General features: G+C 65.0%; 27 protein-coding genes. 23 read left to right on the top strand and 4 right to left on the bottom strand.

Annotated features, from left to right (window positions below):
• The first annotated feature begins 32 nt into the window (after positions 1–32).
• The 22 genes from AC3G2C_RS10870 to AC3G2C_RS10765 all read left to right on the top strand — a co-directional run bounded on the left by AC3G2C_RS10870 (position 33) and on the right by AC3G2C_RS10765 (position 18,544).
• Complete coding sequence (locus AC3G2C_RS10870) at positions 33–1,400, top strand: voltage-gated chloride channel family protein (protein ID WP_035882061.1); 1,368 nt, start codon at positions 33–35, stop codon at positions 1,398–1,400.
• Positions 1,397–1,798, top strand: a complete 402-nt coding sequence (locus AC3G2C_RS10865) for a hypothetical protein (protein ID WP_035882062.1) — start codon at positions 1,397–1,399, stop codon at positions 1,796–1,798. The genes AC3G2C_RS10870 and AC3G2C_RS10865 overlap by 4 nt, the downstream gene beginning before the upstream one ends.
• A 2-nt stretch (positions 1,799–1,800) precedes the next feature.
• The gene (crcB, locus tag AC3G2C_RS10860; RefSeq protein ID WP_488384630.1) at positions 1,801–2,190 is read left to right on the top strand and encodes a fluoride efflux transporter CrcB; all 390 of its coding nucleotides are present in this window, start codon (positions 1,801–1,803) and stop codon (positions 2,188–2,190) included.
• A 14-nt stretch (positions 2,191–2,204) separates the two neighbouring features.
• Complete coding sequence (locus AC3G2C_RS10855) at positions 2,205–2,528, top strand: DUF190 domain-containing protein (RefSeq protein WP_017514237.1); 324 nt, start codon at positions 2,205–2,207, stop codon at positions 2,526–2,528.
• A 48-nt stretch (positions 2,529–2,576) separates the two neighbouring features.
• Positions 2,577–2,861 (top strand): hypothetical protein, encoded by a 285-nt coding sequence (locus AC3G2C_RS10850; protein WP_035882063.1) that lies wholly within the window; start codon positions 2,577–2,579, stop codon positions 2,859–2,861.
• 93 nt (positions 2,862–2,954) lie between these two features.
• The gene (gene eno / locus AC3G2C_RS10845; protein ID WP_488384629.1) at positions 2,955–4,238 is read left to right on the top strand and encodes a phosphopyruvate hydratase; all 1,284 of its coding nucleotides are present in this window, start codon (positions 2,955–2,957) and stop codon (positions 4,236–4,238) included.
• Positions 4,239–4,269: 31 nt separating this feature from the next.
• The gene (locus tag AC3G2C_RS10840) at positions 4,270–4,899 is read left to right on the top strand and encodes a histidine phosphatase family protein (RefSeq protein WP_035882066.1); all 630 of its coding nucleotides are present in this window, start codon (positions 4,270–4,272) and stop codon (positions 4,897–4,899) included.
• A gap of 24 nt (positions 4,900–4,923) precedes the next feature.
• Entirely contained in the window at positions 4,924–5,868 is a 945-nt protein-coding gene (locus AC3G2C_RS10835; RefSeq protein WP_488384628.1) for a LysR family transcriptional regulator, read from the top strand.
• On the top strand, positions 5,865–6,113 hold the full coding sequence (locus AC3G2C_RS10830) for an EexN family lipoprotein (RefSeq protein WP_035882067.1): 249 nt from the start codon (positions 5,865–5,867) through the stop codon (positions 6,111–6,113). Before AC3G2C_RS10835 ends, AC3G2C_RS10830 begins: the two co-directional genes overlap by 4 nt.
• Before the next feature lie 220 nt (positions 6,114–6,333).
• The gene (locus AC3G2C_RS10825; RefSeq protein WP_035882068.1) at positions 6,334–8,337 is read left to right on the top strand and encodes a conjugal transfer protein TraG; all 2,004 of its coding nucleotides are present in this window, start codon (positions 6,334–6,336) and stop codon (positions 8,335–8,337) included.
• Positions 8,334–8,798, top strand: a complete 465-nt coding sequence (locus AC3G2C_RS10820) for a CopG family transcriptional regulator (protein WP_488384627.1) — start codon at positions 8,334–8,336, stop codon at positions 8,796–8,798. The genes AC3G2C_RS10825 and AC3G2C_RS10820 overlap by 4 nt, the downstream gene beginning before the upstream one ends.
• A gap of 50 nt (positions 8,799–8,848) precedes the next feature.
• Complete coding sequence (gene trbB, locus AC3G2C_RS10815) at positions 8,849–9,820, top strand: P-type conjugative transfer ATPase TrbB (RefSeq protein WP_488384732.1); 972 nt, start codon at positions 8,849–8,851, stop codon at positions 9,818–9,820.
• The gene (locus tag AC3G2C_RS10810) at positions 9,817–10,200 is read left to right on the top strand and encodes a TrbC/VirB2 family type IV secretion system protein (protein ID WP_017515337.1); all 384 of its coding nucleotides are present in this window, start codon (positions 9,817–9,819) and stop codon (positions 10,198–10,200) included. Before trbB ends, AC3G2C_RS10810 begins: the two co-directional genes overlap by 4 nt.
• Positions 10,197–10,466 (top strand): VirB3 family type IV secretion system protein, encoded by a 270-nt coding sequence (locus AC3G2C_RS10805; protein WP_024569782.1) that lies wholly within the window; start codon positions 10,197–10,199, stop codon positions 10,464–10,466. Before AC3G2C_RS10810 ends, AC3G2C_RS10805 begins: the two co-directional genes overlap by 4 nt.
• Before the next feature lie 14 nt (positions 10,467–10,480).
• The gene (gene trbE, locus AC3G2C_RS10800; RefSeq protein WP_488384626.1) at positions 10,481–12,931 is read left to right on the top strand and encodes a conjugal transfer protein TrbE; all 2,451 of its coding nucleotides are present in this window, start codon (positions 10,481–10,483) and stop codon (positions 12,929–12,931) included.
• Complete coding sequence (gene trbJ, locus AC3G2C_RS10795; RefSeq protein WP_060121223.1) at positions 12,928–13,656, top strand: P-type conjugative transfer protein TrbJ; 729 nt, start codon at positions 12,928–12,930, stop codon at positions 13,654–13,656. The genes trbE and trbJ overlap by 4 nt, the downstream gene beginning before the upstream one ends.
• A gap of 11 nt (positions 13,657–13,667) precedes the next feature.
• On the top strand, positions 13,668–13,961 hold the full coding sequence (locus tag AC3G2C_RS10790; RefSeq protein WP_488384625.1) for a hypothetical protein: 294 nt from the start codon (positions 13,668–13,670) through the stop codon (positions 13,959–13,961).
• Positions 13,958–15,322 carry a P-type conjugative transfer protein TrbL gene (trbL, locus tag AC3G2C_RS10785; RefSeq protein ID WP_488384624.1) on the top strand — a complete coding sequence of 455 codons (1,365 nt, stop codon included), beginning with the start codon at positions 13,958–13,960 and terminating at the stop codon, positions 15,320–15,322. Before AC3G2C_RS10790 ends, trbL begins: the two co-directional genes overlap by 4 nt.
• Positions 15,323–15,334: 12 nt before the next feature.
• Positions 15,335–16,039: a conjugal transfer protein TrbF gene (trbF, locus tag AC3G2C_RS10780; RefSeq protein ID WP_005413072.1), complete on the top strand. Its 705-nt coding sequence runs from the start codon at positions 15,335–15,337 to the stop codon at positions 16,037–16,039.
• A complete protein-coding gene (gene trbG, locus AC3G2C_RS10775; RefSeq protein WP_488384623.1) occupies positions 16,036–17,025 on the top strand; it encodes a P-type conjugative transfer protein TrbG in 990 nt (329 codons plus the stop codon). Before trbF ends, trbG begins: the two co-directional genes overlap by 4 nt.
• Before the next feature lie 2 nt (positions 17,026–17,027).
• Complete coding sequence (locus tag AC3G2C_RS10770; protein ID WP_488384622.1) at positions 17,028–18,305, top strand: TraB/TrbI/VirB10 family type IV secretion system protein; 1,278 nt, start codon at positions 17,028–17,030, stop codon at positions 18,303–18,305.
• Positions 18,302–18,544, top strand: coding sequence for a DUF2274 domain-containing protein (locus AC3G2C_RS10765; protein ID WP_035882079.1), 243 nt, complete (start codon positions 18,302–18,304; stop codon positions 18,542–18,544). Before AC3G2C_RS10770 ends, AC3G2C_RS10765 begins: the two co-directional genes overlap by 4 nt.
• A gap of 432 nt (positions 18,545–18,976) precedes the next feature.
• Here the strand turns inward: AC3G2C_RS10765 and AC3G2C_RS10760 are convergent, their stop codons facing one another.
• On the bottom strand, positions 18,977–19,678 hold the full coding sequence (locus AC3G2C_RS10760; protein WP_488384621.1) for an SDR family NAD(P)-dependent oxidoreductase: 702 nt from the start codon (positions 19,676–19,678) through the stop codon (positions 18,977–18,979).
• Positions 19,679–19,803: 125 nt separating this feature from the next.
• Between AC3G2C_RS10760 and tadA the strand changes: the two genes are divergently transcribed.
• The gene (gene tadA / locus AC3G2C_RS10755) at positions 19,804–20,289 is read left to right on the top strand and encodes a tRNA adenosine(34) deaminase TadA (protein WP_488384620.1); all 486 of its coding nucleotides are present in this window, start codon (positions 19,804–19,806) and stop codon (positions 20,287–20,289) included.
• 238 nt (positions 20,290–20,527) lie between these two features.
• Here the strand turns inward: tadA and AC3G2C_RS10750 are convergent, their stop codons facing one another.
• The 3 genes from AC3G2C_RS10750 to AC3G2C_RS10740 form a co-directional block, all read right to left on the bottom strand.
• Positions 20,528–21,454, bottom strand: coding sequence for a CHAD domain-containing protein (locus AC3G2C_RS10750; protein ID WP_488384619.1), 927 nt, complete (start codon positions 21,452–21,454; stop codon positions 20,528–20,530).
• 77 nt (positions 21,455–21,531) lie between these two features.
• Positions 21,532–22,371 (bottom strand): NAD-dependent protein deacetylase, encoded by an 840-nt coding sequence (locus tag AC3G2C_RS10745; protein WP_488384731.1) that lies wholly within the window; start codon positions 22,369–22,371, stop codon positions 21,532–21,534.
• A gap of 19 nt (positions 22,372–22,390) precedes the next feature.
• Positions 22,391–23,116: an HAD family hydrolase gene (locus AC3G2C_RS10740; RefSeq protein ID WP_488384618.1), complete on the bottom strand. Its 726-nt coding sequence runs from the start codon at positions 23,114–23,116 to the stop codon at positions 22,391–22,393.
• Between the last annotated feature and the right edge of the window lie 95 nt (positions 23,117–23,211).

Genomic DNA, 23,211 nt, shown 5'->3' with positions numbered 1-23,211 from the left:
TCAGCCCGATTCATTTCGAGCAGACATGACCAATGCGCCGATTCCGTCCCGAACAACTTGAGCTGCTGCCCTACATCGGCAAGTGGCTTGTCATCGCCAGCCTGGTTGCCTTCCTGGCAGGCACCGCTTCCGCCTTCTTTCTCGTGTCCCTGGATCGCGCCACCGCGTGGCGCGAGGCGCACCGCTGGGTCATCTGGCTGCTGCCGGTAGCCGGCTTCGCTGTCGGGTGGATCTACCACCTGATGGGCAAGACCGTCGATGGCGGCAACAACCTCATCATTGACGAGATCCACGACCCCAAGAAGGTCGTGCCGCTGCGCATGGTTCCGCTGGTGCTGGGCGGCACCGTCGTTTCCCATCTGTTCGGTGCCTCGGTAGGCCGCGAGGGAACCGCCGTGCAGATGGGCGGCGCGCTGGCCGACCAGCTCACCCACCTGTTTCGCATGAAGCACGAGGACCGGCGCATCCTGTTGATGGCCGGCATCAGCGCCGGCTTCGCGTCCGTGTTCGGCACGCCGCTGGCCGGCGCCGTGTTCGGTCTTGAAATCCTCGCCATTGGGCGCATGCGCTACGACGCGCTGTTCCCGTGCGTCGTGGCCGGCATCGTCGCCGATCAGGTCTGCTTGGCCTGGGGCGTCCACCACACGCACTACGTGATGGGCGAAATCTTGCCCATCAGTTTCTGGAGCGTGATGGCGGTGGTCGCGGCCGGGATCGTGTTCGGCCTCGTGGGCATGTTGTTCGCCACGGCCGCCCACAAATTGAGCGCGTGGGTCAAACGCCTGATTCACTACGCGCCGCTTCGGCCCGCTGCTGGCGGCATCGTCATCGCCACGGCGGTGTGGGCGCTCGATGCCTACAGCTACATAGGCCTGGGCATCCCTGACATCGTGCGCTCCTTCCAGGAGCCGATGGCGCCCTGGGACTTCCTCGGCAAGATGGCGTTCACGGTCGTCTCGCTGGGCACGGGATTCAAGGGTGGCGAAGTCACGCCGCTGTTCTACATCGGCGCGACGCTGGGCAACGCCCTGGCCCCGCTGCTGCAATTGCCGTTTCCCATGCTGGCCGGCATCGGCTTCGTCGCCGTGTTCGCGGGCGCTGCCAATACGCCCATTGCCACCACGCTCATGGCGATGGAACTGTTCGGCGCGGAAATCGGCCCGCTGGCCGCCGTCGGCTGCATCACGGCCTATCTGTTCTCCGGCCACACGGGCATCTACCACGCGCAGCGCGTGGGCCACAGCAAGCACAGCAAGCACCGCAACGCCGTTCCCGAAGAACTGCGCATTGCCGACCTCGCGCATTTCCGCAAACAGAAGGACGAGTCGGCGAAAGAAGACCCGCCGCCGCCGGAGAACAAGGCCGAAACATCCGTCACGACCAAGGAAAACGCCCAATGACCTCAAAAGCCAGTCAGCAGCATATCGCCGCCTTGCGGCTGTATTTCCCGATCGCCACCAAAGCCAAGGTCACGCGCTTCTGGCATCACTTGAGCGCGCCGGCGCTGGCGCATCATCTGCTGACGGTCGCCAAGCAGGCCAACATCGTGCAGGCCATGCTGCATCAGGTCAGCTCCGGCTACCTGCCGGGCGAACGCATGTCGCACCACCATCCCGAATTGACCGGCATGCGGCATCCGCAATGCCTGGAGCTGCTGGATACCGAGGAGCGCCTGCGCGAGTTCATGCACGAGCACGCCGAGGAACTGCGCAAGGTGCATGCCGTGCTGTTCCTGTGCGAATTGCCGCTGGGTCGCCACCGCGCCGCGCATGCGACACATGCCAGCAAGGCCAGCTAACGATGGCCGGCGCATACGCAATCCTCGCGGTGAGCATCGGGTCGGTGATCGGTGCGCTGATGCGCTACGGCCTGAGCTTGAGCATGAACGCGCTTGCGCCGCACATCCCAATGGGCACCCTGGCGTCCAACCTGATCGCGGCCTACATCGTGGGTGCCGCCATCGCCTATTTCGGCTCGGCGCCGAACCTGTCGCCGGCCTGGCGGCTGTTCGTTATCACCGGCCTGGCCGGCGGCTTATCCACCTTCTCGACGTTCTCGGCCGAACTGCTGACGCTGCTGCGCGACGGCCGCCTGGGGTGGTCGGCCGGCATTCTGGCACTGCACGTGGGCGGCTCGCTCGCGATGACGGTGCTTGGCATGGCCACGGTTTCCGTCATTCGCCAACCATGACCCAAGGAGCTGCTATGAAAGGCTATCAACTCACGTTCTTCACGGGACAAGACCGCAGGCACCGGCACACGCCCATTGGCGAGTGGCTGCTGAAATTCGCTAAGGAACAGGGCGCCGCCGGCGGCACGTTGGTCGGCGCCGCGGAAGGCTTCGACCACGCCGGGCGCTTCCATTCCGCGCATTTCTTCGAGCTGGCGGACCAGCCGCTCGCCATCACCGTCTCGGTGGACGAGGCGGCATGCCAGCGCCTGATGGACGCGCTCGCCCAGGAAGACATCAACCTGACCTACGTAAAAGTGCCTGTCGAGTACGGGCGCGTGGGCAAGGCCGTGACGTAAACGTATATCAGCCGAAAGTTTTTTGCCCCAACCATAAGGAGACTCACCATGTTGACCGTTCGCAATCTTCCACCGGAACCCACGTTGTCCGACTGGTTCAGGGACAACAACAACCTGCTGGCCGGCCTGATCCTGTGGGCGGCTGCTCTGCTGTGGCTTGCCGGTATTCAGCCGCGCTTGAAAGAGTCAGCTTGGTACCACGTCAGCTTCGTCGAAGGCGGTTTGATGTACGACCGCATGCCGGATGAGGCGGCGTGCCGTGCCAGCGTGGCGGACAACACCACCGCCTGCCTCTCGGGTGCGGAACTGGACGGGAACGGTTCCGGCCATTGAGAACACCTCATGTTGAGCAGGGGCTGCGGCATTGCTCCCGATGCCCCGGCACCCTGCGTAATGTCCTTCCGCCTTCTTGCATCGGAGTCAGCTATGGAGTCTGCGATCCAGACGATACACGCCCGCGAAATTCTGGATTCACGTGGCAATCCCACCATCGAGGTGGATGTGCGGCTTGCTGGCGGCGCGACCGGCCGGGCAGCCGTGCCTTCGGGTGCATCGACTGGCATCCATGAGGCGGTCGAGTTGCGCGACGACGACCCGTACCGCTATGCAGGCAAAGGCGTGTGCAGGGCCGTCGCCCACGTCAACAAGGCGATTGGAGCCGTCTTGCATGGCCTGGACGCAAAGGATCAAGCCGCCATCGACCACGCCCTGATCGCGTTCGACGGCACTCCGAATAAGGCCCGGCTCGGGGCCAACGCCATCCTGGGCGTCAGCCTGGCCGTCGCGCGGGCTGCAGCACAGACGGCCGGGCTGCCGCTGTTCCAGTACCTGGGCGGCGCGCAAGCCTGCCGTATGCCGGTGCCGATGTTCAACGTCCTCAACGGCGGCGTGCATGCCAACTGGCAGGGTACGGACTTCCAAGAATTCATGATCGCTCCGGTTGGCGCGGCAACCTTCGCCGAAGGCGTGCGCTGGGGTGCAGAGATTTACCATCGCCTACACGCCACGTTGAAAGAGCGTGGCTACTCCACGGCAGTCGGCGATGAAGGCGGCTTTGCTCCCGCCTTGAAGCACAACAGCGACGCGGTAGAGCTGATCCTGGCGGCCATCGAGAGTGCCGGATACACGCCCGGCGAGGATGTGGTGATTGCGCTCGATCCTGCATCCAGCGGCTTCTACGAGAACGGTCTGTACCACCTGCGCAGCGAAGACCACCATGTCACAGCGGAGCAGATGGTGGAGCTGTATGCCGACTGGATCGCCAGGTATCCCATCGCCGTGCTGGAAGACGGACTGGCGGAAGACGACTGGACTGGCTGGAAGCTGCTGAATCAGGCGCTGGGAAGCAGGATTGAACTGGTTGGTGATGATCTGTTCGTCACCAACGTAGAACGCATCGAGCGCGGCATCCGGGAGGACGTAGCCAATGCGGTGCTCATCAAGCCCAACCAGATCGGCACGCTCACCGAAACCCGTGCCGCAGTGGATACGGCCTATCTGGCTGGCTGGGGTGCAATGGTGTCGCACCGCAGCGGCGAGACCGTGGACAGCTTCATTGCCGACCTCACCGTGGCGCTGGGCACAGGCCATCTCAAAACGGGCGCGCCATGTCGCGGCGAGCGCGTCGAAAAGTACAACCAGCTCATGCGCATCGAAGAAGTGCTGGGCAAGGCCGCCGTCTATGCCGGACATGCCGCGTTCGTGCGGTGACTGATCTTTTTAGCTACATGGAGAAGACCTTATGACGACCATCATCCTGACACGCCACGGCCACGTGGATTGGATAGCCCCCGAACGTTTCCGTGGACGGGCCGAAATTCCATTGTCCGAGCTGGGGGAGCGACAGGCCAAGGCTCTCGGCCGGCGCGTAGCCCAAACATGGAAGCCTGATGCGATCTACACCAGTCCGCTGGGCCGTTGCGTGCGCACTGGTGCGGAGATAGGCGAGGCAACAGGCGCCAAGCCTGAAATTCTCGATGACCTGGCCGACACGCACTATGGCGAATGGCAGGGTCTCACGCATGACGAAGTGCGCGCCCGCTGGCCGGAGGAACATCGGATATGGTTCGAGGCACCGGACCTCGCCGCCATCCCCGGCGGCGAAACGCTCGCTCAGGTCCTGGCGCGCGGCATCAGCGTGCTGCAACGGGTGTTGAAGAAGCACAAGGGCCAGACTGTGGTTCTGGTCGGTCACGACAGCATCAACCGGGTGATCCTGACGCACACCCTCGGCTTGTCCTTGTCCCGCTATTGGCGGATCAAGCAGGAGCCGTGCTGCATCAATGAAATTTCCATTGATGGAGAGACTTTCACCATCCAACGCATCAACGAAAGCCACCACTTGATCGATGTAGCCGATGAAGTGATCTAGGCGCCAATGACAGGGAGGCGATAGATGGAGATTCGACACCTACGTTGCTTCCTCGCGGTAGCCGAAGAACTCCATTTCGCTCGCGCCGCCGAACGACTGCATATCGAACAGTCGCCTCTTTCGAGGGCGATCAAAGAGCTGGAAGAAGACCTGGGCGTCAAGTTGTTTGTTCGCACGACGCGCAGCACACGGCTGACTCGCGCAGGAAAGCTGTTTCAAGAACATGTGCCGCGAGTGTTCACCGCTTTACAGCAGGCCCGCGACAGTGTGAAAGCCGCCGCCAACGGCTTTCATGGCCAGTTGCGGGTCGCGCTGTCGGACGGCATCACGCCGTCGCGGTTTTCTACATTCCTGGCGTTGTGCAGGCAGGAAGAGCCCGAAATCGAGATTCGCTTGTCCGAGGTTCCGCTTACGCAGCAAATCAAGGGCCTTCACGACGATCTGTACGACGTAGGGTTCGCGCAATCGTACGAGGTTGGCGATGGAGTCATCGCGGAACCCGTTTGGGACGATCCTCTGATGGTGGCGGTGCCTGCTCGACATCCACTCTTGAAGTACAAACGTATTCCGTTGGAAGAGGTGCTGCACTATCCGCTGGTACTCGGCGATCCTCTGGCCTGCGAGGGTCATGCACGCCAGGTAGATCGCGCGCTGCGCCGAGTGGAGCAGGAGCCACTGATTGCCGAGCGAGTCACAACTATCGACCTAATGATGGCGTTGGTATCGGCGGGCTTTGCCTTGGGATTGGCTGGCGCCTCGCAGATCGCGGCCAGCCGCGAGCCGGGCGTAGTGGCACGTCCGCTGGCCGGCCGCACACCCATGCTCACCACCTATCTGCTGCGTCTGGACGGCGAGCCTTCGCAGCCGCTGGCTCGTTTCATCGAGAGAGTCAGCACTGTCGAATCGTCCGGTGGACAGAAGCCTTCCACACCACCCCAATCTGATCCTTCGGAGGAACCAGAGACATGAACAAGAGCATGCTGTTGATACTCGCCGTCGTGCTGGCCTCCTGCGGCAAGCCCGAGCCAACCGAAACAGTGGAGTCGCTGGTAGCCAATCCCGAAAGACTCAAGGAGCTGCGCGCGCAGTGCAAAACGGATCGTGCCAAGCTAGGCGACGAACTATGCAATCGCGTGGCTGAAGCGACGAACCGCCGCTTCCTGGGGGATGGCAAGACGCCCTACAACCCGCCGAAGGAAGCCCCCAAGTTCTGATTGCCACGGACTCGCACGAAATTTCGCCTTCCTAACGAGATACGTTGCAACACGCCGTTGCTCGCGGAATTTTTCCTCGATTCGCCGCGACGCGAAATCTTGCTTTTTTCTCGACATTTCTTCCGATAACGGTCTTTGACCGCCCCTGACATGACTCCGATCCTCACGTGTGCGGCACGCCTTTGTGCTGCGTGTCAACGAGGAGAAAGCGGAGGCCAGGATGCAAGGTCAAGGCGTGCTGTTCGGGCAAGTCGGCGTCGTGTTCGGCATCGTGATTGCCGGCGTGTGGACCGCCACGCAGTGGACAGCCGCCGCCCTGGGCTATCAGCTACGCCTTGGCTCGCCCTGGTTCGATTTCTTCGGCACGCCGGTCTATCACCCTTGGCGGTTGTTCGAGTGGTGGTTCTCCTACGATGCCTATGCGCCGCGCATTTTCGACACTGGTGGCGCGATCGCGGGCGGCAGCGGCCTGGTCGCCGTCGTGGTCGCCATCGCTATGTCGGTGTGGCGCTCGCGACAGTCGAAGCTGGTCACGACTTACGGCTCTGCACGTTGGGCCGAAGTTGCCGACATTCGCAAAGCCGGCCTCGACAAGCCGGCCGGTGTCTTCCTCGGCCTGCATCGCGGCCAATACCTACGACATGAAGGCCCGGAACACGTCCTGACTTTCGCGCCGACACGCTCCGGCAAGGGTGTCGGCCTGGTGGTGCCGACGCTGTTGAGCTGGCCGGCGTCAGCCGTCATTCACGACATCAAGGGCGAGAACTGGCACATCACGGCCGGCTGGCGCTCGCGCTTCTCGCACTGCCTGTTGTTCAACCCGACCGATCCGAAATCGGCCGCGTACAACCCGCTGCTGGAAGTCCGGCGCGGCGCGCATGAGGTGCGCGATGTGCAGAACATCGCGGACATCCTCGTCGATCCCGAAGGCGCACTCGAACGCCGCAACCATTGGGAGAAGACTTCGCACGCGCTGCTGGTCGGCGCCATCCTGCATGTGCTCTACGCCGGCGAGGACAAGACGCTGCGCGGCGTCGCCAACTTCCTCTCCGACCCGGCTTGCCCGTTCGAGCTGACGCTGCATCGAATGATGACGACGCGCCACCTGGGCGACGTGCCGCATCCCGTTGTCGCATCCGCCGCGCGCGAGGTATTGAACAAGTCGGACAATGAGCGGTCGGGCGTGCTGTCCACCGCCATGTCGTTCCTGGGCCTGTACCGCGATCCCACGGTAGCCGAAGTCACCTCTCGCTGCGACTGGCGTATCGCCGATCTGATCGCCGCCGACCATCCCGTTTCGCTGTACCTGGTCGTGCCGCCTTCGGACATCAGCCGCACCAAGCCGCTGGTGCGCCTGATCCTCAACCAGATCGGCCGACGCCTGACCGAATCGCTCGACGGCAGCGACGGCATCGCACGTCGCCACAAGTTGCTGCTGATGCTCGACGAGTTCCCGGCGCTGGGTCGGCTCGACTTTTTCGAGACGGCGCTGGCGTTCATGGCCGGCTACGGCATCCGCAGCTTCCTCATCGCGCAGTCGCTCAACCAGATCGACAAAGCCTACGGCCAGAACCATTCGATCCTCGACAACTGCCATGTGCGCGTGACGTTCGCCACCAACGACGAACGCACCGCCAAGCGCATCTCCGAAACGCTCGGCACGGCGACCGAGCTGCGCGCACAGCGCAACTATGCCGGCCATCGGCTCGCGCCGTGGTTGGGGCACCTGATGGTGTCGCGCCAAGAGACGGCGCGCCCGCTGCTGACGCCCGGCGAAGTGATGCAGCTTCCACCGGACGATGCCGTGGTGATGGTGTCCAGCGTCGCGCCGATCAGGGCCAAGAAGCTCCGCTACTACGCCGACGCCAACTTCAAGCGCCGCGTGCTGCCGCCGCCCGCGCTCGCGGTCGGGCGCTACGTCGATGCGCCGCCGGTTCGTCCTGACGACTGGAGCGGGCTGGCTATCCCTGTTGTTCCGGTTGCTCCCTCAGCCGTCGGCCTGGCCGGCGGCGACGCCGGCACCACGGACGACGGCGGCCCGCGCCGTCAGCCGGAGCTGTCCGAGGTCGCCGAATACCGCCCCGAACAGGAACTGGTGGCCAACGACTTGGCGCTGCTCGATGACGACGACGCGCCGTTGCCGCTTCCTCGCCAGCTCGACCCGGCCATGCAGCGCACGGCCCGGCTGGCTTCCCTCGACCAACACGACGGGATCGAGCTATGAGCCAGTACCGCCTCAACCTGTTCATTCCGCACGAGCACGCAAAGCGCCTCGACGAGCTGGCCGCCAAGAAAGGCGTGTCCAAGTCATCCATCGTCGCGGCAGCGCTGGCGTCCTGGCTGTCGCCCGACGCGGGCGACCAGCGCGAGGCCGCCATCGCCAAACGGCTCGATCGGCTGACGCGCCAGTTCGAGCGGCTGGAGCGCGACCAGAACATCGAGATCGAGACGCTGGCGCTGTTCGTGCGCTACTTCCTGACCGTCAGTACGCCGGTTCCCGAAGCCCATCAGGAGGCCGCACGCGCGCAAGGCAAAGCGCGGTTCGAGCAGTTCGTCGAGCAGCTCGGCCGCCACCTGATGCGCGGACGCAGCCTTGTGCGTGAAGTGGTGGAGGAACTGAACCCCGATGTGGCACGGCAGGATGGCGCGGCGGAGCTGGGCGAGGACCAGGAGCGCGACTCATGAGCGCGCAGCCGCAGTCCTTCGCCACTACGTCGCTCGACCGGCGCATCCGCATGTTGCGCACGGCGATGGGGCCGCTGATCGCCGCAGCGCTCGAAGACCCTGACGTGGTGGAAATCATGCTCAATCCAGACCACACGCTCTGGATCGATCGCCTGTCGTCGGGCCGTGCACCAATGGGCGCGGAGCTGTCCGAGGAAGACGGCGAGCGCATCATCCGTCTGGTCGCGGCGCATGTTGGCGCAGAGGTGCATCGCGGCCAGCCGCTGCTCACCGCCGAACTGCCGGAAACGGGCGAACGCTTCGAGGGCATCCTGCCGCCTGCGGCGCCGGGGCCGGCCTTCGCACTGCGCAAGCGCGCGGTTGGCGTGATCCCGCTGGATCGCTACGTCACCGACGGGATGATGACCGCCGAGCAGGCCGAGTTCCTGCGCCGCGCAGTGCGCGAGCGGCAGAACATCCTGATCGCCGGCGGCACCAGCACCGGCAAGACAACGCTCGCCAATGCCTTGCTCGCGGAAATCGCCGCAACGGGCGACCGCGTGTTGGTGCTCGAAGACACCATCGAACTGCAATGCACTGTGCGCGATCACGTGCCGCTGCGCACCCGCGCCGGCGTCGTGTCGATGACCGAGCTGGTGCGCGCCACGATGCGCCTGCGTCCCGATCGCGTGATCGTCGGCGAGGTGCGCGGCGGCGAGGCCCTGGATCTCATCAAGGTGTGGGGCACAGGCCATCCGGGCGGCATCGCCACCATCCACGCCGGTTCCGCGCTCGGCGCACTGCTGCGCCTGGAGCAATTGATTCTCGAAGTCGCCGTGAATCCGCCGCGGGCGCTGGTCGCCGAGGCGGTCAATGTCGTCATCCACATCGCCGGCCGCGGCCGGCGCCGTCGTATCGAAAGCATCGCCCGCGTCGTCGGCTTCGACGGCGTGGGCTACCGCTTGGCGGATGCGCTGGAGGCGCCGCTTCCAGAACTGCCGCTGTCTTCCTCATCTCTCAACCCCTCTGGAGAACTGCCATGACGCAGATGCACGCCCCTGCTTTCCGCTTTTCCGTAAATCCGGCTTCGTACCTCGCGCGCCTGCGTCGCCTCGCCGGCCCGGCGCATCACGGCCTGCTGCTGGCCGCCATCTCGCTGATGACGGCGGGCACGGCGAAGGCCGCCGGTTCCTCGATGCCCTGGGAGGCACCGCTGCAATCCATCCTCGAATCCATCCAGGGGCCGGTTGCGCGCATCGTCGCGGTCATCATCATCATCGCCACGGGCCTGGCCCTCGCATTCGGCGACACCAGCGGCGGCTTCCGCAAGCTGATCCAGATCGTCTTCGGTCTGTCGATCGCCTTCGCCGCATCCTCGTTCTTCCTGTCGTTCTTCAGCTTCTCCGGCGGGGCCGTCGTATGAGCACGGCCAGCGACTTGCCGGGCTTCGAGGTGCCGCTGCATCGCTCGCTGACCGAGCCAATCCTGCTGGGCGGCGCACCGCGCACCGTGGCGATCGCCAACGGCACGCTGGCCGCCGCCGTGGGCCTGGGCCTGCAACTCTGGATTCCCGGCGTCGTGCTCTGGATCGTCGGTCATTCGCTGGCGGTGTGGGGCGCGCGCGTCGATCCGCAGTTCATGCAGGTGTTCGCCAAGCACCTCAAGCACAAGCCACTGCTGGACGTGTGACGGAGGACGCCACGATGCTCAACCTCGCCGAATACCGCCAGCGTCCGGCTTTGCTCGCCGATTGGCTGCCGTGGGCCGGGCTGGTCGCGCCCGGCGTCGTGCTGAACAAGGATGGCAGCTTTCAGCGCACTGCACGTTTTCGCGGGCCTGACCTCGATAGCGCGACACAAGGCGAGCTGGTCGCCACGACCGCGCGCTTGAACAATGCACTGCGCCGTCTCGGTGTCGGCTGGGCGCTGTTCGTCGAAGCCGAGCGCCGGCCGGCAGCGGACTATCCGCATTCGGATTTCCCCGAGCCGCTGTCGTGGCTGGTGGACGAGGAACGGCGCGCAACCTTCGAGGAATCCGGCAACCACTTCGAGAGCGGCTATCACCTCACGCTGCAATACCTGCCGCCGGAGGAATCTCGGGCTCGTGCCGCCAAGCTGCTGTACGAGAACACGCCAAGCGCAGGTGTGGATTGGCGCGAACGCCTGACTGCATTCGTCGCGGAAACCGGGCGCATCTTCGACCTGCTCGATGGCGTGATGCCCGAAATCGACTGGCTCGACGACGCCGAAACACTGACTTACCTGCACGCGACTGTCTCGACGCGGCGCTACCGCATCGGCGTGCCGGACGTGCCGTTCCACCTCGACGCATTGCTGGCGGACGCGCCGCTGATCGGCGGCCTCGCGCCGATGCTTGGAGATGCGCACCTGCGCGTCGTGACGGTGCGCGGCTTTCCGACCTCGACCTGGCCGGGGATTCTGGACGACCTCAACCGGCTTGGCTTCGCGTATCGCTGGAGCACGCGCTTTCTCTGCATGGATAAGGCAGAGGCCGAGAAGGAGCTGGTCCGCCTGCGACGCCAGTGGTTCGCCAAGCGCAAGAACGTCCTGGCGCTGCTGCGCGAAACGATCTTCCAGCAAGAGAGCCCGCTGGTCGATACCGACGCGAGCAACAAGGCGGCCGACGCCGATGCGGCCCTGCAGGAGCTGGGCAGCGATCAAGTCGCCTTCGGCTACGTCACGGCGACCGTGACGGTGCTCGATGCCGATGCCGACACGGCCGACGAGAAACTGCGCATGGTGGAGCGCGTGATTCAGGGTCGGGGCTTCGTGACCATTCCCGAAACCCTCAATTCCGTGGAGGCGTGGCTGTCGTCGGTGCCGGGCAATACCTACGCCAACGTGCGCCAGCCCATCGTCTCGACGCTGAACCTCGCGCACCTGATGCCGGTATCAGCGGTGTGGGCTGGACCGGAGAAGAACGACCACCTTGACGGCCCGCCGCTGATCGTCACCCGCACCGAAGGCGCCACGCCGTTTCGGCTGGTGACACACATCGGCGACGTGGGCCACATGCTGGTCGCCGGCCCGACCGGCATGGGCAAGTCCGTCCTGCTCGCCACGCTGGCGATGCAATTCCGCCGCTATCCCGGCTCCCGCATCTTCGCCTTCGACATGGGACGCTCGATGCGGGCGACCGCGCTGGGCCTGGGCGGCGAATACTATGACCTGGGTGCCGATGGCGCGATCGCGTTCCAACCGCTCGCGCGCATCGACCAAGAGAGCTACCGCACCTGGGCCGCCGAATGGGTTGAAGGTCGCCTGCAACATGAAGGCGTCGCCATCGGCCCCGACGAGAAGGCGGCCATTTGGTCGGCGCTCGGCAGCCTTGCCGGCGCGCCGGTCGAACAGCGCACGCTCACGGGCCTGTCGGTACTGTTGCAGTCGAACGCGCTGCGCCAGGCGCTTGCGCCGTATGTGCTCGGCGGTGCGCACGGCAAGCTGCTCGACGCCGATCACGACCGGCTGGGCGCGGCCGACGTGCAGTGCTTCGAGATGGAAGAACTGATGCACAGCAAGGCCGCAGTGCTGGCCGTGCTGGGCTATCTGTTCGCGCGCTTCGAGGAGCGTTTCGACGGCGCACCGACGCTGCTGATCCTCGACGAGTCCTGGCTGTTCCTGGATGACCCGGTGTTTGCAGCGCGCATCCGCCAGTGGCTCAAGACGCTGCGCAAGAAGAACGTCAGCGTCATCTTCGCCACGCAGTCGCTCGCCGACATCAAGGATTCCAGCATCGCGCCCGCGATCATCGAGAGTTGCGCCAGCCGCATCTTCCTCCCGAACCCGCAGGCCACCGAGCCGCAGATTCGCACGATCTACGAAGGCTTCGGCCTCAACAACCGCCAGATCGAGATCGTCGCCACCGCGCAGCCCAAGCGCGACTACTACTACCAATCCCGCGCAGGCAATCGCCTGTTCGACCTCGACCTGGGGCCGGTCGCGCTCGCGTTCGCGGGCGCTTCGACACCCCAAGACCAGCGCGCCATCGACCGCGTGCTGAACGACGCCGGAGCACCGGGCTTCGCCGGCGCCTGGCTGCGCCACCGCGGCCTCGATTGGGCGGCCAACCTGCTGCCGTCCGCGCCATCCGCCGTGTCCTTCCTCGCTTCACAACCACAGGAAATTTCGCCATGAAGATTCGCCTTCTCGCCCTCGCTGTCGCTGCGTTCGTCGGCGTCATGCCTGCTGCGCACGCGCAATGGGCCGTCATCGACGCGACCAACCTCGTGCAGAACACGATGACCGCCGCGCGCACGCTGGAGCAGATCAACAACCAGGTCAGGCAACTCCAGAATCAAGCGCAGTCGCTGATAAATCAAGCGCGCAACCTGGAGAGTCTGCCGTTCAACGTGGTCAGCCAGTTGCGCACGAACCTGGCGACCACCCAGCAGCTCATCGCCCAGGCGCAAGGGTTGGCGTTCCAGGTGCAGAGCATGGATCAACAGTTCGCGCGCCTGTACCCGGAGCAGTACGCCGCCACCGTCAGCGGCAACCAGATGTACCAGGACGCGCATCAGCGTTGGCAGAACACGCTCGAAGGCTTGCAGACCTCGATGCGGATGCAGGCGCAGGTGTCGCAGAACGTAATCGCAGACGAAAGCACGCTGACCGATCTGGTCGGCCAGAGCCAGTCGGCCACGGGCGCCTTGCAGGCCATGCAAGCGACGAATCAGCTTCTCGCCTTGCAGGCCAAGCAGTCCATCCAGACGCAGCAGCTTCAGCTTACGCAGGGGCGCGCCACGTCGCTGGAACTGGCACGCCAGGCCGCCGCCGTCGAGCGCGGCCGCGAGGTGACGCGGCGCTTCCTCGGCACCGGCACGGCGTATACACCGCAGCCCGTGACCTTCTACGGCAACTGACGGGCACAGCCATGAAACGCGCGTCCGTCCTGTTCGCCATCACGTGCCTGCTAGCTGGCTGCGACCGGCCACACGCGCTGTCGGTCGATGCACTGGCCACCGACCCAACACGGCTGCACACGCTGCTTGCGCAGTGCCGGCGTGGCGAGCATGACGGCGCGTTCTGCGCGCAGGTCGCACAAGCCGACCTGCGCCGCTTCCTCTCCGGGCGCGCCGGGCCCGATGAATACCAAACGCTGGCCGACCTGCCGCCGATCCCGGCCAGCTTCGACGGGCCAGACGCGCCGTTGGAGGCAGAGCCATGAACGACGTCTCAATCATCGACCATTTCCTCAACGTCTTTTCCAACTACATCGACTCCGGCTTCGGCCTGCTGCGTGGCGAGGTTGCGTTCCTGACCGCGACGTTGGTGGCGATCGACATGACGCTTGCCGGGCTGTATTGGGCGCTCGGTCACGCCACTGGGCAGGGCGAAGACGTGATGGCGAAGCTCATCCGCAAGGTGCTCTACGTCGGCGCCTTCGCCTACATCATCGGCAACTTCAACATGCTGGCCGGCATCGTGTTCCGCTCGTTCGCCGGCCTGGGCCTGACGGCCACTGGCTCGGCCGTGAGCATGGAGACGTTCCTGCAACCGGGGCATCTCGCCAAGACCGGCATCGACGCGGCGGCGCCGATCCTCGACCAGATCAGCGAGATGGCCGGCTTCCCCGAGGTGTTCATCAACATCACGCCCATCGTCGTGATGTTCCTCGCGTGGTTCACCGTCATCGTCTGCTTCTTCGTGCTGGCGGTGCAGCTTTTCATCACGCTGATCGAGTTCAAGCTGACCACGCTCGCCGGCTTCGTGCTGGTGCCGTTCGCCCTCTGGAACAAGACCGCGTTCCTCGCGGAAAAGGTGCTCGGCAACGTGGTGTCGTCGGGCATCAAGGTATTGGTGCTGGCGGTCATTGTCGGCATTGGCACGGGCTTGTTCGCCGAGTTCCAGGTTACGCCCGACGAACCTTCTATCGACCACGCGCTGGTCGTGATGTTGGCCTCGCTCGCCATGCTGGCGCTCGGCATCTTCGGGCCGGGCATCGCCACAGGGTTGATTTCTGGCGGCCCACAACTCGGCGCTGGTGCGATGGCTGGTGCGGCCTTGGGCGCGGCGGGAACCGCCGTCGCCATCGGTGCGGCGGCCACTGGCGTTGGTGGTGCGGTCGCGGCCGGGGCGCGCATGGCACCCGCCGCCGCTGGCGCGATTGGTAGCGGCGCGCGTGCCGCCGCCTCAACTGCCAGCAGCGCGCGGTCGGCGTTCCAGGCCGGTTCCGCTGCTGCGGGAGGCGGCTTAAAGGGCGCCGCCGCAGGTGTAGGCAACGTCGCAAAGACTGGCGCACAGGCTGCCGGGCAGAAAGTCGCCGCCGGCGCACGCGCATTCGGCGAGCGAGTTGCCGGTGCATTCCGTGGCGAGGGTGGCACGGCTGCTGGCGGGTCTGCCGAAGCGAGCGCATCCGAAACCGGCCCGTCCTCGGCTGCTGCCGATCAAAAGCAACCTGCTTGGGCCAAGCGCCTGCATCGTCGCCAGCAAATCGCCCATGCCGCGACCACCGCCGCGCACACGCTGCGCGGCGGAGACGGCGGTGGCTCGGCGCAAGGCCCAAGCCTGGGCGATTCCGATTCTTGAGGAGAACGACCTATGCGATTCAAGCGACCGCAGGTGCGCTATGCCGATACGCCGCAGCCTGCCACTCCGTATCAATCCGCCGCGCAGGCGTGGGACGAGCGCATCGGCTCGGCCCGTGTGCAGGCGAAGAACTGGCGGCTGATGGCCTTCGGCTGCCTCGTGCTTGCGCTGCTGATGGCCGGCGGTCTGGTGTGGCGTTCGGCGCAATCCATCGTGACGCCCTATGTAGTGGAGGTGGACAAGTCCGGTCAGGTGCGCGCGGTCGGCGAAGCCGCCACGCCGTACCGGCCGGCCGATGCGCAGATCGCCTACCACCTCGCGCACTTCATCACGCTGGTTCGCTCGCTGTCCATCGACCCGATCGTGGTGCGGCAGAACTGGCTCGACGCCTACGACTACACCACCGACCGAGGCGCGGCCGTGCTCAACGACTACGCGCGCACCAATGACCCGTTTGCGCGCGTCGGCAAGGAGTCGGTGACGGTGCAGATCACCAGCGTCGTTCGTGCCAGCGACTCGTCGTTCAATGTGCGCTGGACCGAGCAGCGATTCGTCAACGGCGCGCCGGCCGGTGCCGAACGCTGGAACGCCGTGGTCTCCATCGTCCTGCAAACCCCGCGCACCGAGCAACGCCTGCGCAAGAACCCGCTGGGTATCTACGTCAACGGCCTGTCGTGGAGCCGTGAACTCGATGCGTCCGAAGGAGCCAAGCCATGAACCAGTCTTTCCGCTTTCACGCTTTCGTGCTGACCTTGGCGGCCCTGTCGGGCTGCGCCTCGCAGGGCAAGCCACCACCGCGCATTTCTCTCGACGAGCCGGTGCAGGCACAACCGCTGCCCGAACCGCCGAAGCCTGTTGAAGTGGTGGCGGTGCCGAAGGTGTTGCCGATGCCGGCGCAGATGAAGCCGCTGCCGGAAGTGGATGAGGCCAAGCCAGCGCCGGAACCTGCCGACGAAACCTTGCGCGTATCGCGTGCGAACGCCGAAGCGCGCATGGCACCCACGCGCGAGGGCTATGTCAATGCGATCCAGGTCTGGCCCTTCACCGATGGCGCGCTGTACCAGGTCTATGCGGCGCCGGGGCGCGTCACGGTGATTTCGCTCCAACCCGGCGAGGAGTTGGTGACGGTCGCCGCCGGCGACACGGTACGCTGGATTGTCGGCGACACGTCCAGCGGCGCCGGCAACTCGCTGCGTGTCAGCGTGTTGGTCAAGCCGATCCGCTCGGGCCTCAAGACGAATCTGGTCATCACCACCAGCCGACGCACCTACCTGATCGAGCTGACATCGACTGACAAGGCGTGGATGGCGTCAGTGTCATGGGAGTATCCGAAAGACCAGATGCTTGCCTTGCAGCGTCAGGATCAGGCCGCGCAAGCGGCAGCGCCGGTCGATACTGGCCTATCGCTGGAGAAGATCCGCTTTCGCTACGCGGTCAGCGGCAGCAATCCGCCTTGGAAGCCGCTGCGCGCTTTCGATGACGGCGAGAAGGTCTATATCCAGTTCCCTCCTGGCATCGCGCAAGGCGAGCTGCCTCCGCTGTTCGTCATCGGCGCGCAGGGTGATGGGCAACTGGTGAACTACCGCTTCCGCGCCCCGTACTACATCGTGGACCGGCTGTTCGGCGCAGCCGAACTGCGCCTGGGCGGCGACAAGGGCGACGTGGTGCGCATCGAGCGCACGGACGGTACGAAGGGGAAATGACCATGAGCCAGGACGACACCCCGGACGTGCCCATTCCCGACGCTGCGCCAAAGGTCGCGCCTGAGAACGTGGCGCTGCGTGCGCAGCCGCGCCCGGTAACGCGGCTCAATCGTCGCACGCTGGCGCTGCTGACCGGCGGCCTCGGCGTCGCCGTGCTGGGCGCAACCATGTGGTCGTTGCAGCCGGCGCATCGGCGCGGCGGCAACGAGCCGGCCGAGCTTTACAACGTCGATCGCGTCTCGCGCTCCGAAGGACTGGACCAGCTTCCCGCCGATTACTCCAAGCTACCGCCCAAGGTGCCAGAGCTGGGGCCGCCGTTGCCCGGCGACTTGGGGCCGGCAATCGTGAAGTCACAACCGGCGGTGGCCAGCTACACGCCGCCCGGCCAAGACCCCAGCGCGGCCGAGCGTGACGCACGGCGCAAGGAGGCGGAAGCGGCTGCGGGATCGACAGTGTTCTTCCGCTCCAGCAACCAGCACGCCGCAACCGCGTCGGCGCAGGTGGCTGCTGCCGGTCCGACATCTGGCTTGGCGGGCTTCGATCCGCAGGCTGCGGGGCCGGCCTCGACAGCGGCGCAGCCTACTGACCCAACTGCCGTGCAGAACCGGCAAGACCAGAAAGAGGCGTTCCAGAAAGCCGGAACCACGGAAACCCGTAATTCCGGCAACCTGCAAATGCCGACCTCGCCGTATGAGGTGATGGCGGGGACAGTGATCGCGGCGGCGCTGGTGACAGGCATCAAGTCGGACTTGCCGGGCGACGTGATAGGCACAGTGACGGAGCCGGTGTACGACACCGCGACCGGCCGCTATCTACTGATCCCGCAGGGGTCGCGCATCTTTGGCAAATACAACAGCCAGGTCGCCTACGGGCAAAGCCGCGTGCAGGTGGTGTGGAATCGCATCATCCTTCCGGACACGTCTTCCCTGACGCTGGACAACCTTGCTGGCACCGACCCGGCCGGCTACGCCGGCCTGGAGGATGGCGTCGATTGGCATTGGGATCGCATCGTTGCCGGCGCGGCGCTGACGACGCTGCTGGGCGTCGGCGCCGAGCTGGCCGCGCCGGAGAACCGCAACGGTGATCGCGTCATCATCGCCGGACGCGACAGCTTGCAGGACAGCGTGAACCAGGCCGGCCAGGAGATGACCCGGCGCAACCTCAACATCCAGCCTACCTTGACCGAGCGGCCGGGCCTGCCGGTGCGCATCATCGTCAACCGCGACCTGGTGCTGCGGCCGTACCAGCCGCTGTTCTTCAACCGGGGGACTTCTCGATGAGCACGACCAAGAAGCTGCGGCTGGGGCCGCTGCCCAAAACCGAAAGCATCAAGCTGACCTTCGCGTGCCCGGCCAGCCTCAAGGCCGATCTCGACCGCTACGCGGCGCTACACGCGCAGACCTATGGCGAAGCGGTCGATGCCACGACACTGATCCCGCACATGCTGGAGGCGTTCATCGCGGGGGATCGTGGTTTCAAGAGGGGAGGGCAGGTGGCTCCCAAGCTCTCGATGAAGTGATGATTGGAAGAGGACCGCTGGGCTTGTATGCGGTATCCTAGATGGCGATTGACTATGGTGTCGCAAGAGTTGTCGCCCCTCAAGTTCTTCCATCTAGCGCGTCAAACGAAGCTCTTGTCGGATGACGGTAAAAGCGACGGTAATGGCCCATGTCGATCATCGCAAATCCCTTTAACCACGCGGGCTTGCGAGACCTGTTGATGATCGAGTGGGAGTGAGTCCCCTAGGGATACTCTGATTTTGATCGTCATCCCAGCGAAAGCTGGGATCCCGAGTCTGTAAACGCTTAAAGGCAAAGGCACTGGATTCCTGCTTTCGCAGGAATGACGAGCAAAATGTCGTTCAATCAGACCTTCCCTAGCTGCCTGATCCGGCCCGAACTTCAACAAGGTTCCTCAACCTATTGAAGTTCGGGCTTTTTCTTTCGGGCTTTTACCAAGGCACGGTGTCGCCCCGGTAATCGAGGAAGCGGAGGCCGTGCTGGCCCTCGTGGGCAGTGATCACATCGACCACGCGCGGGATGCTCTCCTCCACTGACAGCACGGCTTCTGGCCCGCCCATGTCGGTGCGCACCCAACCCGGGGCAATCAGGAACAACGAGCGGGTGTCGCCGGCATGGCGGGCCGCAAAGCAGCGCATCAAGGTGTTCAGCGCCGCCTTGCTGGCGCGATAGACCTCCCAGCCGCCGTCCACGTTGCCGCTGACACTGGCCAGCCCGGAGGACATGGCGACGATGCTTCCGGTGGCCGATACCAGGGGCGCCAGTGCCTCGATGACGCGCATGGGGCTGAGCGCGTTGGTCACCATGGTGTCCACGAAGGCATCGGTGCTGACCTCGCCTATGTGCTTCTCGGCCTCGATGGCCACGCCGGCATTGACGAACAGCAGGTCGACGCGGCGGCCCTCCAGGCGCTGCTGCAACAGCTCCAGCTGGGCGGGTGAGTTAATGTCCAGCGACTCGATCTCCAGCCGGCCGCCCGCCGTGGCCAGTCGCTCGTGCAGGGCGCCGGGCTTGTCGCCGCGCACCGTGGCGATCACGTGCCAGCCGCGCCGCAGGTACTCCTGCACGAGGCCCAGCCCCAGGCCGCGGGAGGCGCCGATGATCATGGCGGTGGGGGCGGGCATGGGTGACATGGCAGGCGCTTCCATCGGGAGTGGGAAGGCTATTGCACTCCAGGCCGTGCACGTGGCGGGTGAACGCGGCACGGGCGGCGCTCGGACGATAGAATGGCGCGCCGTGCACGCCGCCCTTGATCCCGATGACTGACGAACTCTCGCCCGCTACGCCGTTCACCGCCGAGGACGAGGCCTATATGCGTCGCGCCCTGCAACTGGCGGCGCATGCGCGCGATGCCGAGAACGAGGTGCCGGTGGGTGCCGTGCTGGTGCAGGGCGAGGACATCATCGGGCTGGGCTGGAACCGCAACATCACGCTCAATGACCCCAGTGCGCACGCCGAAATCATGGCGCTGCGCGCTGCCGGCGAAAAGCTGAGCAACTACCGCATGCCGGGCGCCACCTTGTACGTCACGCTGGAGCCTTGCGCGATGTGCGCCATGGCGCTGGTGCATGCCCGCATCGGGCGCGTGGTGTATGCGGCGACCGACCCCAAGACCGGCGCGGCGGGTAGTGTGTTCGACACTCTGGTGTCCGAACGTCACAACCATCGCATTGCGGTAGAAGGTGGCCTGCTGGCGGAAGAGTCGTCCGTGATGCTCCGGGAATTCTTTCGCGCGCGCCGCTGAAGATGCTTTGATCCAGGTCGTCATTCCAACAAATGCTGGAGCCGCCTTTTGACAGCCAAAGGGCTGGTCATCCAGCGCCTGCACTTCCTAGAGCGCGGAGGCCCGGAATACCGGCTCTCCGGCTGAAGGTCAGGTCTTTGGTTGTTGAAAGGTGTCTCCCGCTCTTGCCCCTCTTTTAGGGTTCACAGGAGTGACCAGCAGCATGTCGCCTGACCAGACCTTCCCCAGGTCGCGCCAATCAATGTGCGCGATGACGCCAATACGGGCTTAGTTCGTCCAGTTTGGCGAGCGAGTGCATCGCCTGTTCGGCGGCCTGGTAGCCGGTGCGTTTGCTCCAGCGCCGGAAGGGTTTGCGGACCGCGTCGCCGTGCTCGGTGTCGACGAGTTCGCCGAAAAGCTGGCGCCCCATCATGCGGTCGTGGGCCTCGCCCAGGTGGGTTTGAAGATCCGCCAGTTGTTTGAGCCACGCCGCAGTGGCGTGCTTGGGGAACGCGTGCTGATACAGCTCGATGCTATACCGCAGCTTCTTGGCCGCTGCGCGCAGGCGATGCAGGCGTTTCTGGCCACCATCGAGTTTCGCCATGCGTTTCTTGAGCGTCACAAAACGTCGCTCGATGGCCACTGCTGCAGCCTTTTGCATGGTGCGATCCGTGGGCGGCTCCAGTGCGTCGGCCCAGTGCCTCCACGCGCGAACGGGGGCTGCAAGGCTGAATTTATGTAGCGCCGCCATGGCCTGGCGACGCGTCTCTTGCTGGCGTTTCAACAGATGAGCTTGCACCGCGCTCAGCTTGGCCTGCTTGCCGCTTTCTTCCGCGGCAAAGCCGGGCAGGGTTTCCTGCACAAGGATGTCTAGATCGCGGCAGGCGCCGGTGGCTTCACGGCATTGACGCAGATAGGCGAGCACATCGCTCAGATTGTCGTCGGACAGCTTGGCTAGGTCGCTCAGTGTGGCGGTGACGCGTCGCAGGCTGACGCGCCATGCATGCAGCAGCTTGGGGTCGTAGGAACCTTCGAGCAATCGCTTGCGTGCATCGCTCGCCTTGGCGAGGTGGCCATCCACGGCCTGTCGAATCTGCTCGAATACCGAAGGGCTGGCCGCTCGCGGTTTTCGCTTGGTCTCGGTGACGCGGGGTTGCGCAACCTGATGCTGCAGCCTGGCACGCATGGGGTGGTTACCAAATGTCCGGGACGTCTACTTTGCATCAAATTGTCATATGGCGCGAGTGACGCGCTGTCGCGCCATCAGGCGATAAACGCTAGCGCTGCCGCACAGGGCTGTTCCACCTTCAGCGTGAGCAACGGGTCGCCGCGGGTGCGGCCCAGGTTTACCGCGGCAATCGGCTTGCCTTCACGCGCGGCCGCCGCCACGAACCGGTAGCCGGAAAACACCATCAGCGAGGAACCCACCACCAGCACGCCGTCCGCGGCGTTCAGCGATGTGATAGCGGCGTCAACGCGATCGCGTGGCACGTTTTCCCCAAAGAACACCACGTCGGGTTTCATCACGCCGCCACAGGCGGGGCATGGCGGCACCATGAACTGCGCGAAATCGTGGCCTTCCAGATCCGCATCGCCATCGGGCGCGTCGCCAGCATCCAGTGCGGCCCATGCGGGGTTGCGAGCCAGCAGTTGTTGCTGAAAGCTGTCTCGCGGCAGGCGCAGTGCGCACGACATGCAACGCACCTCGTCGAGCCTGCCGTGTAAGTCGATCACGTGACGCTGGCCGGCCGCCTGGTGCAGGCCATCCACGTTCTGCGTGAGCAGGGTCACCACATGGCCTTGCTGTTCCAGACGCGCCAGGGCGTGATGGGTGGCGTTGGGGCGGGCACGACCGAAGCGGCGCCAGCCCACCAGGCTACGCGCCCAGTAACGTTGCCGCGTGTGCGTGTCGCCCATGAAGGCCTGATAGGTAACCGGCTGCGCGCGCTTCCAGCCGCCGTCCACGTCGCGGTAATCGGGGATGCCCGAGTCGGTGCTGCAACCCGCGCCGGTGAGCACGAACAGGCGAGGGTGTGCCTGGATGAAGGCGCGCAGGCGTGCCTGATCCTCAGCGAGGTGCGAAGCGGGTGCTTCGCTGACCACGGGTGTGCCCGCGTTGAGCTCAGGCGATGGCACGGCTTTGCAGCTCGGCGAGCGCGCGGGCGATGCCGGCAGGGGCTTCCACCTGCACGACGCGCGATTCCTGGTCGGTGAAATCGGTGTCTGTCTCGTGCGCCCAGGTCACGTGGTAAGGCATGTACACGCCCCAGCCACCCAGCTGCACCACCGGCGCGATATCCGAGCGTAGCGAGTTGCCCACCATGGCGAACTGCTGCGGCGTGAGGTCGAACTCTTCGAGCACATTGCGGTAGGCGCGCTCGTCCTTCTCGGAGACGATCTCGATGCGATGGAACAGATCGGCAAGCCCACTGCTGGCCACCTTCTGCTCCTGGTGGAACAGGTCGCCCTTGGTGATCAGCACCACGCGATGCTGCGCAGCCACCGCCTCGACGGCTTCGCGAATGCCCGGCAGCAGCTCCACCGGATGCGCAAGCACCTGCTTGCCCAGTTCGATGATGCGATGCAGGTCGCTGGCACTGATGCGCGACTGGGTCATCTCGATGGCCGACTCCAGCATCGACAGCGTCATGCCCTTGGCGCCGTATCCGAACAGCTTGATGTTGCGGCGTTCGGTGGCGAGCAACTGGTCATGCAGTTGCAGGTTGGCGAGGTCGACGTACGCGCCGATGATCTTCTCGAACTCGGCGTGGGCCGACTGGTAATAGCCCTCGCTGTGCCACAGCGTGTCGTCGCCGTCAAAACCCACCAGCTCAATCGTTTTGCTCATTCGCGTCACTGTCCAGACGTGGCGCGCCAACAGGGCGGCGCCGGCTGGCTATTTTCCCAGAAAACCCGGCGGCCCGCCCGTGACGTGCGCTCCGC

The sequence above is a fragment of the Frateuria sp. sgz306004 genome (assembly GCF_057750885.1).
Note: the sequence above shows the minus strand (reverse complement) of the source record. Positions and strands in the feature narration are given on the sequence as shown.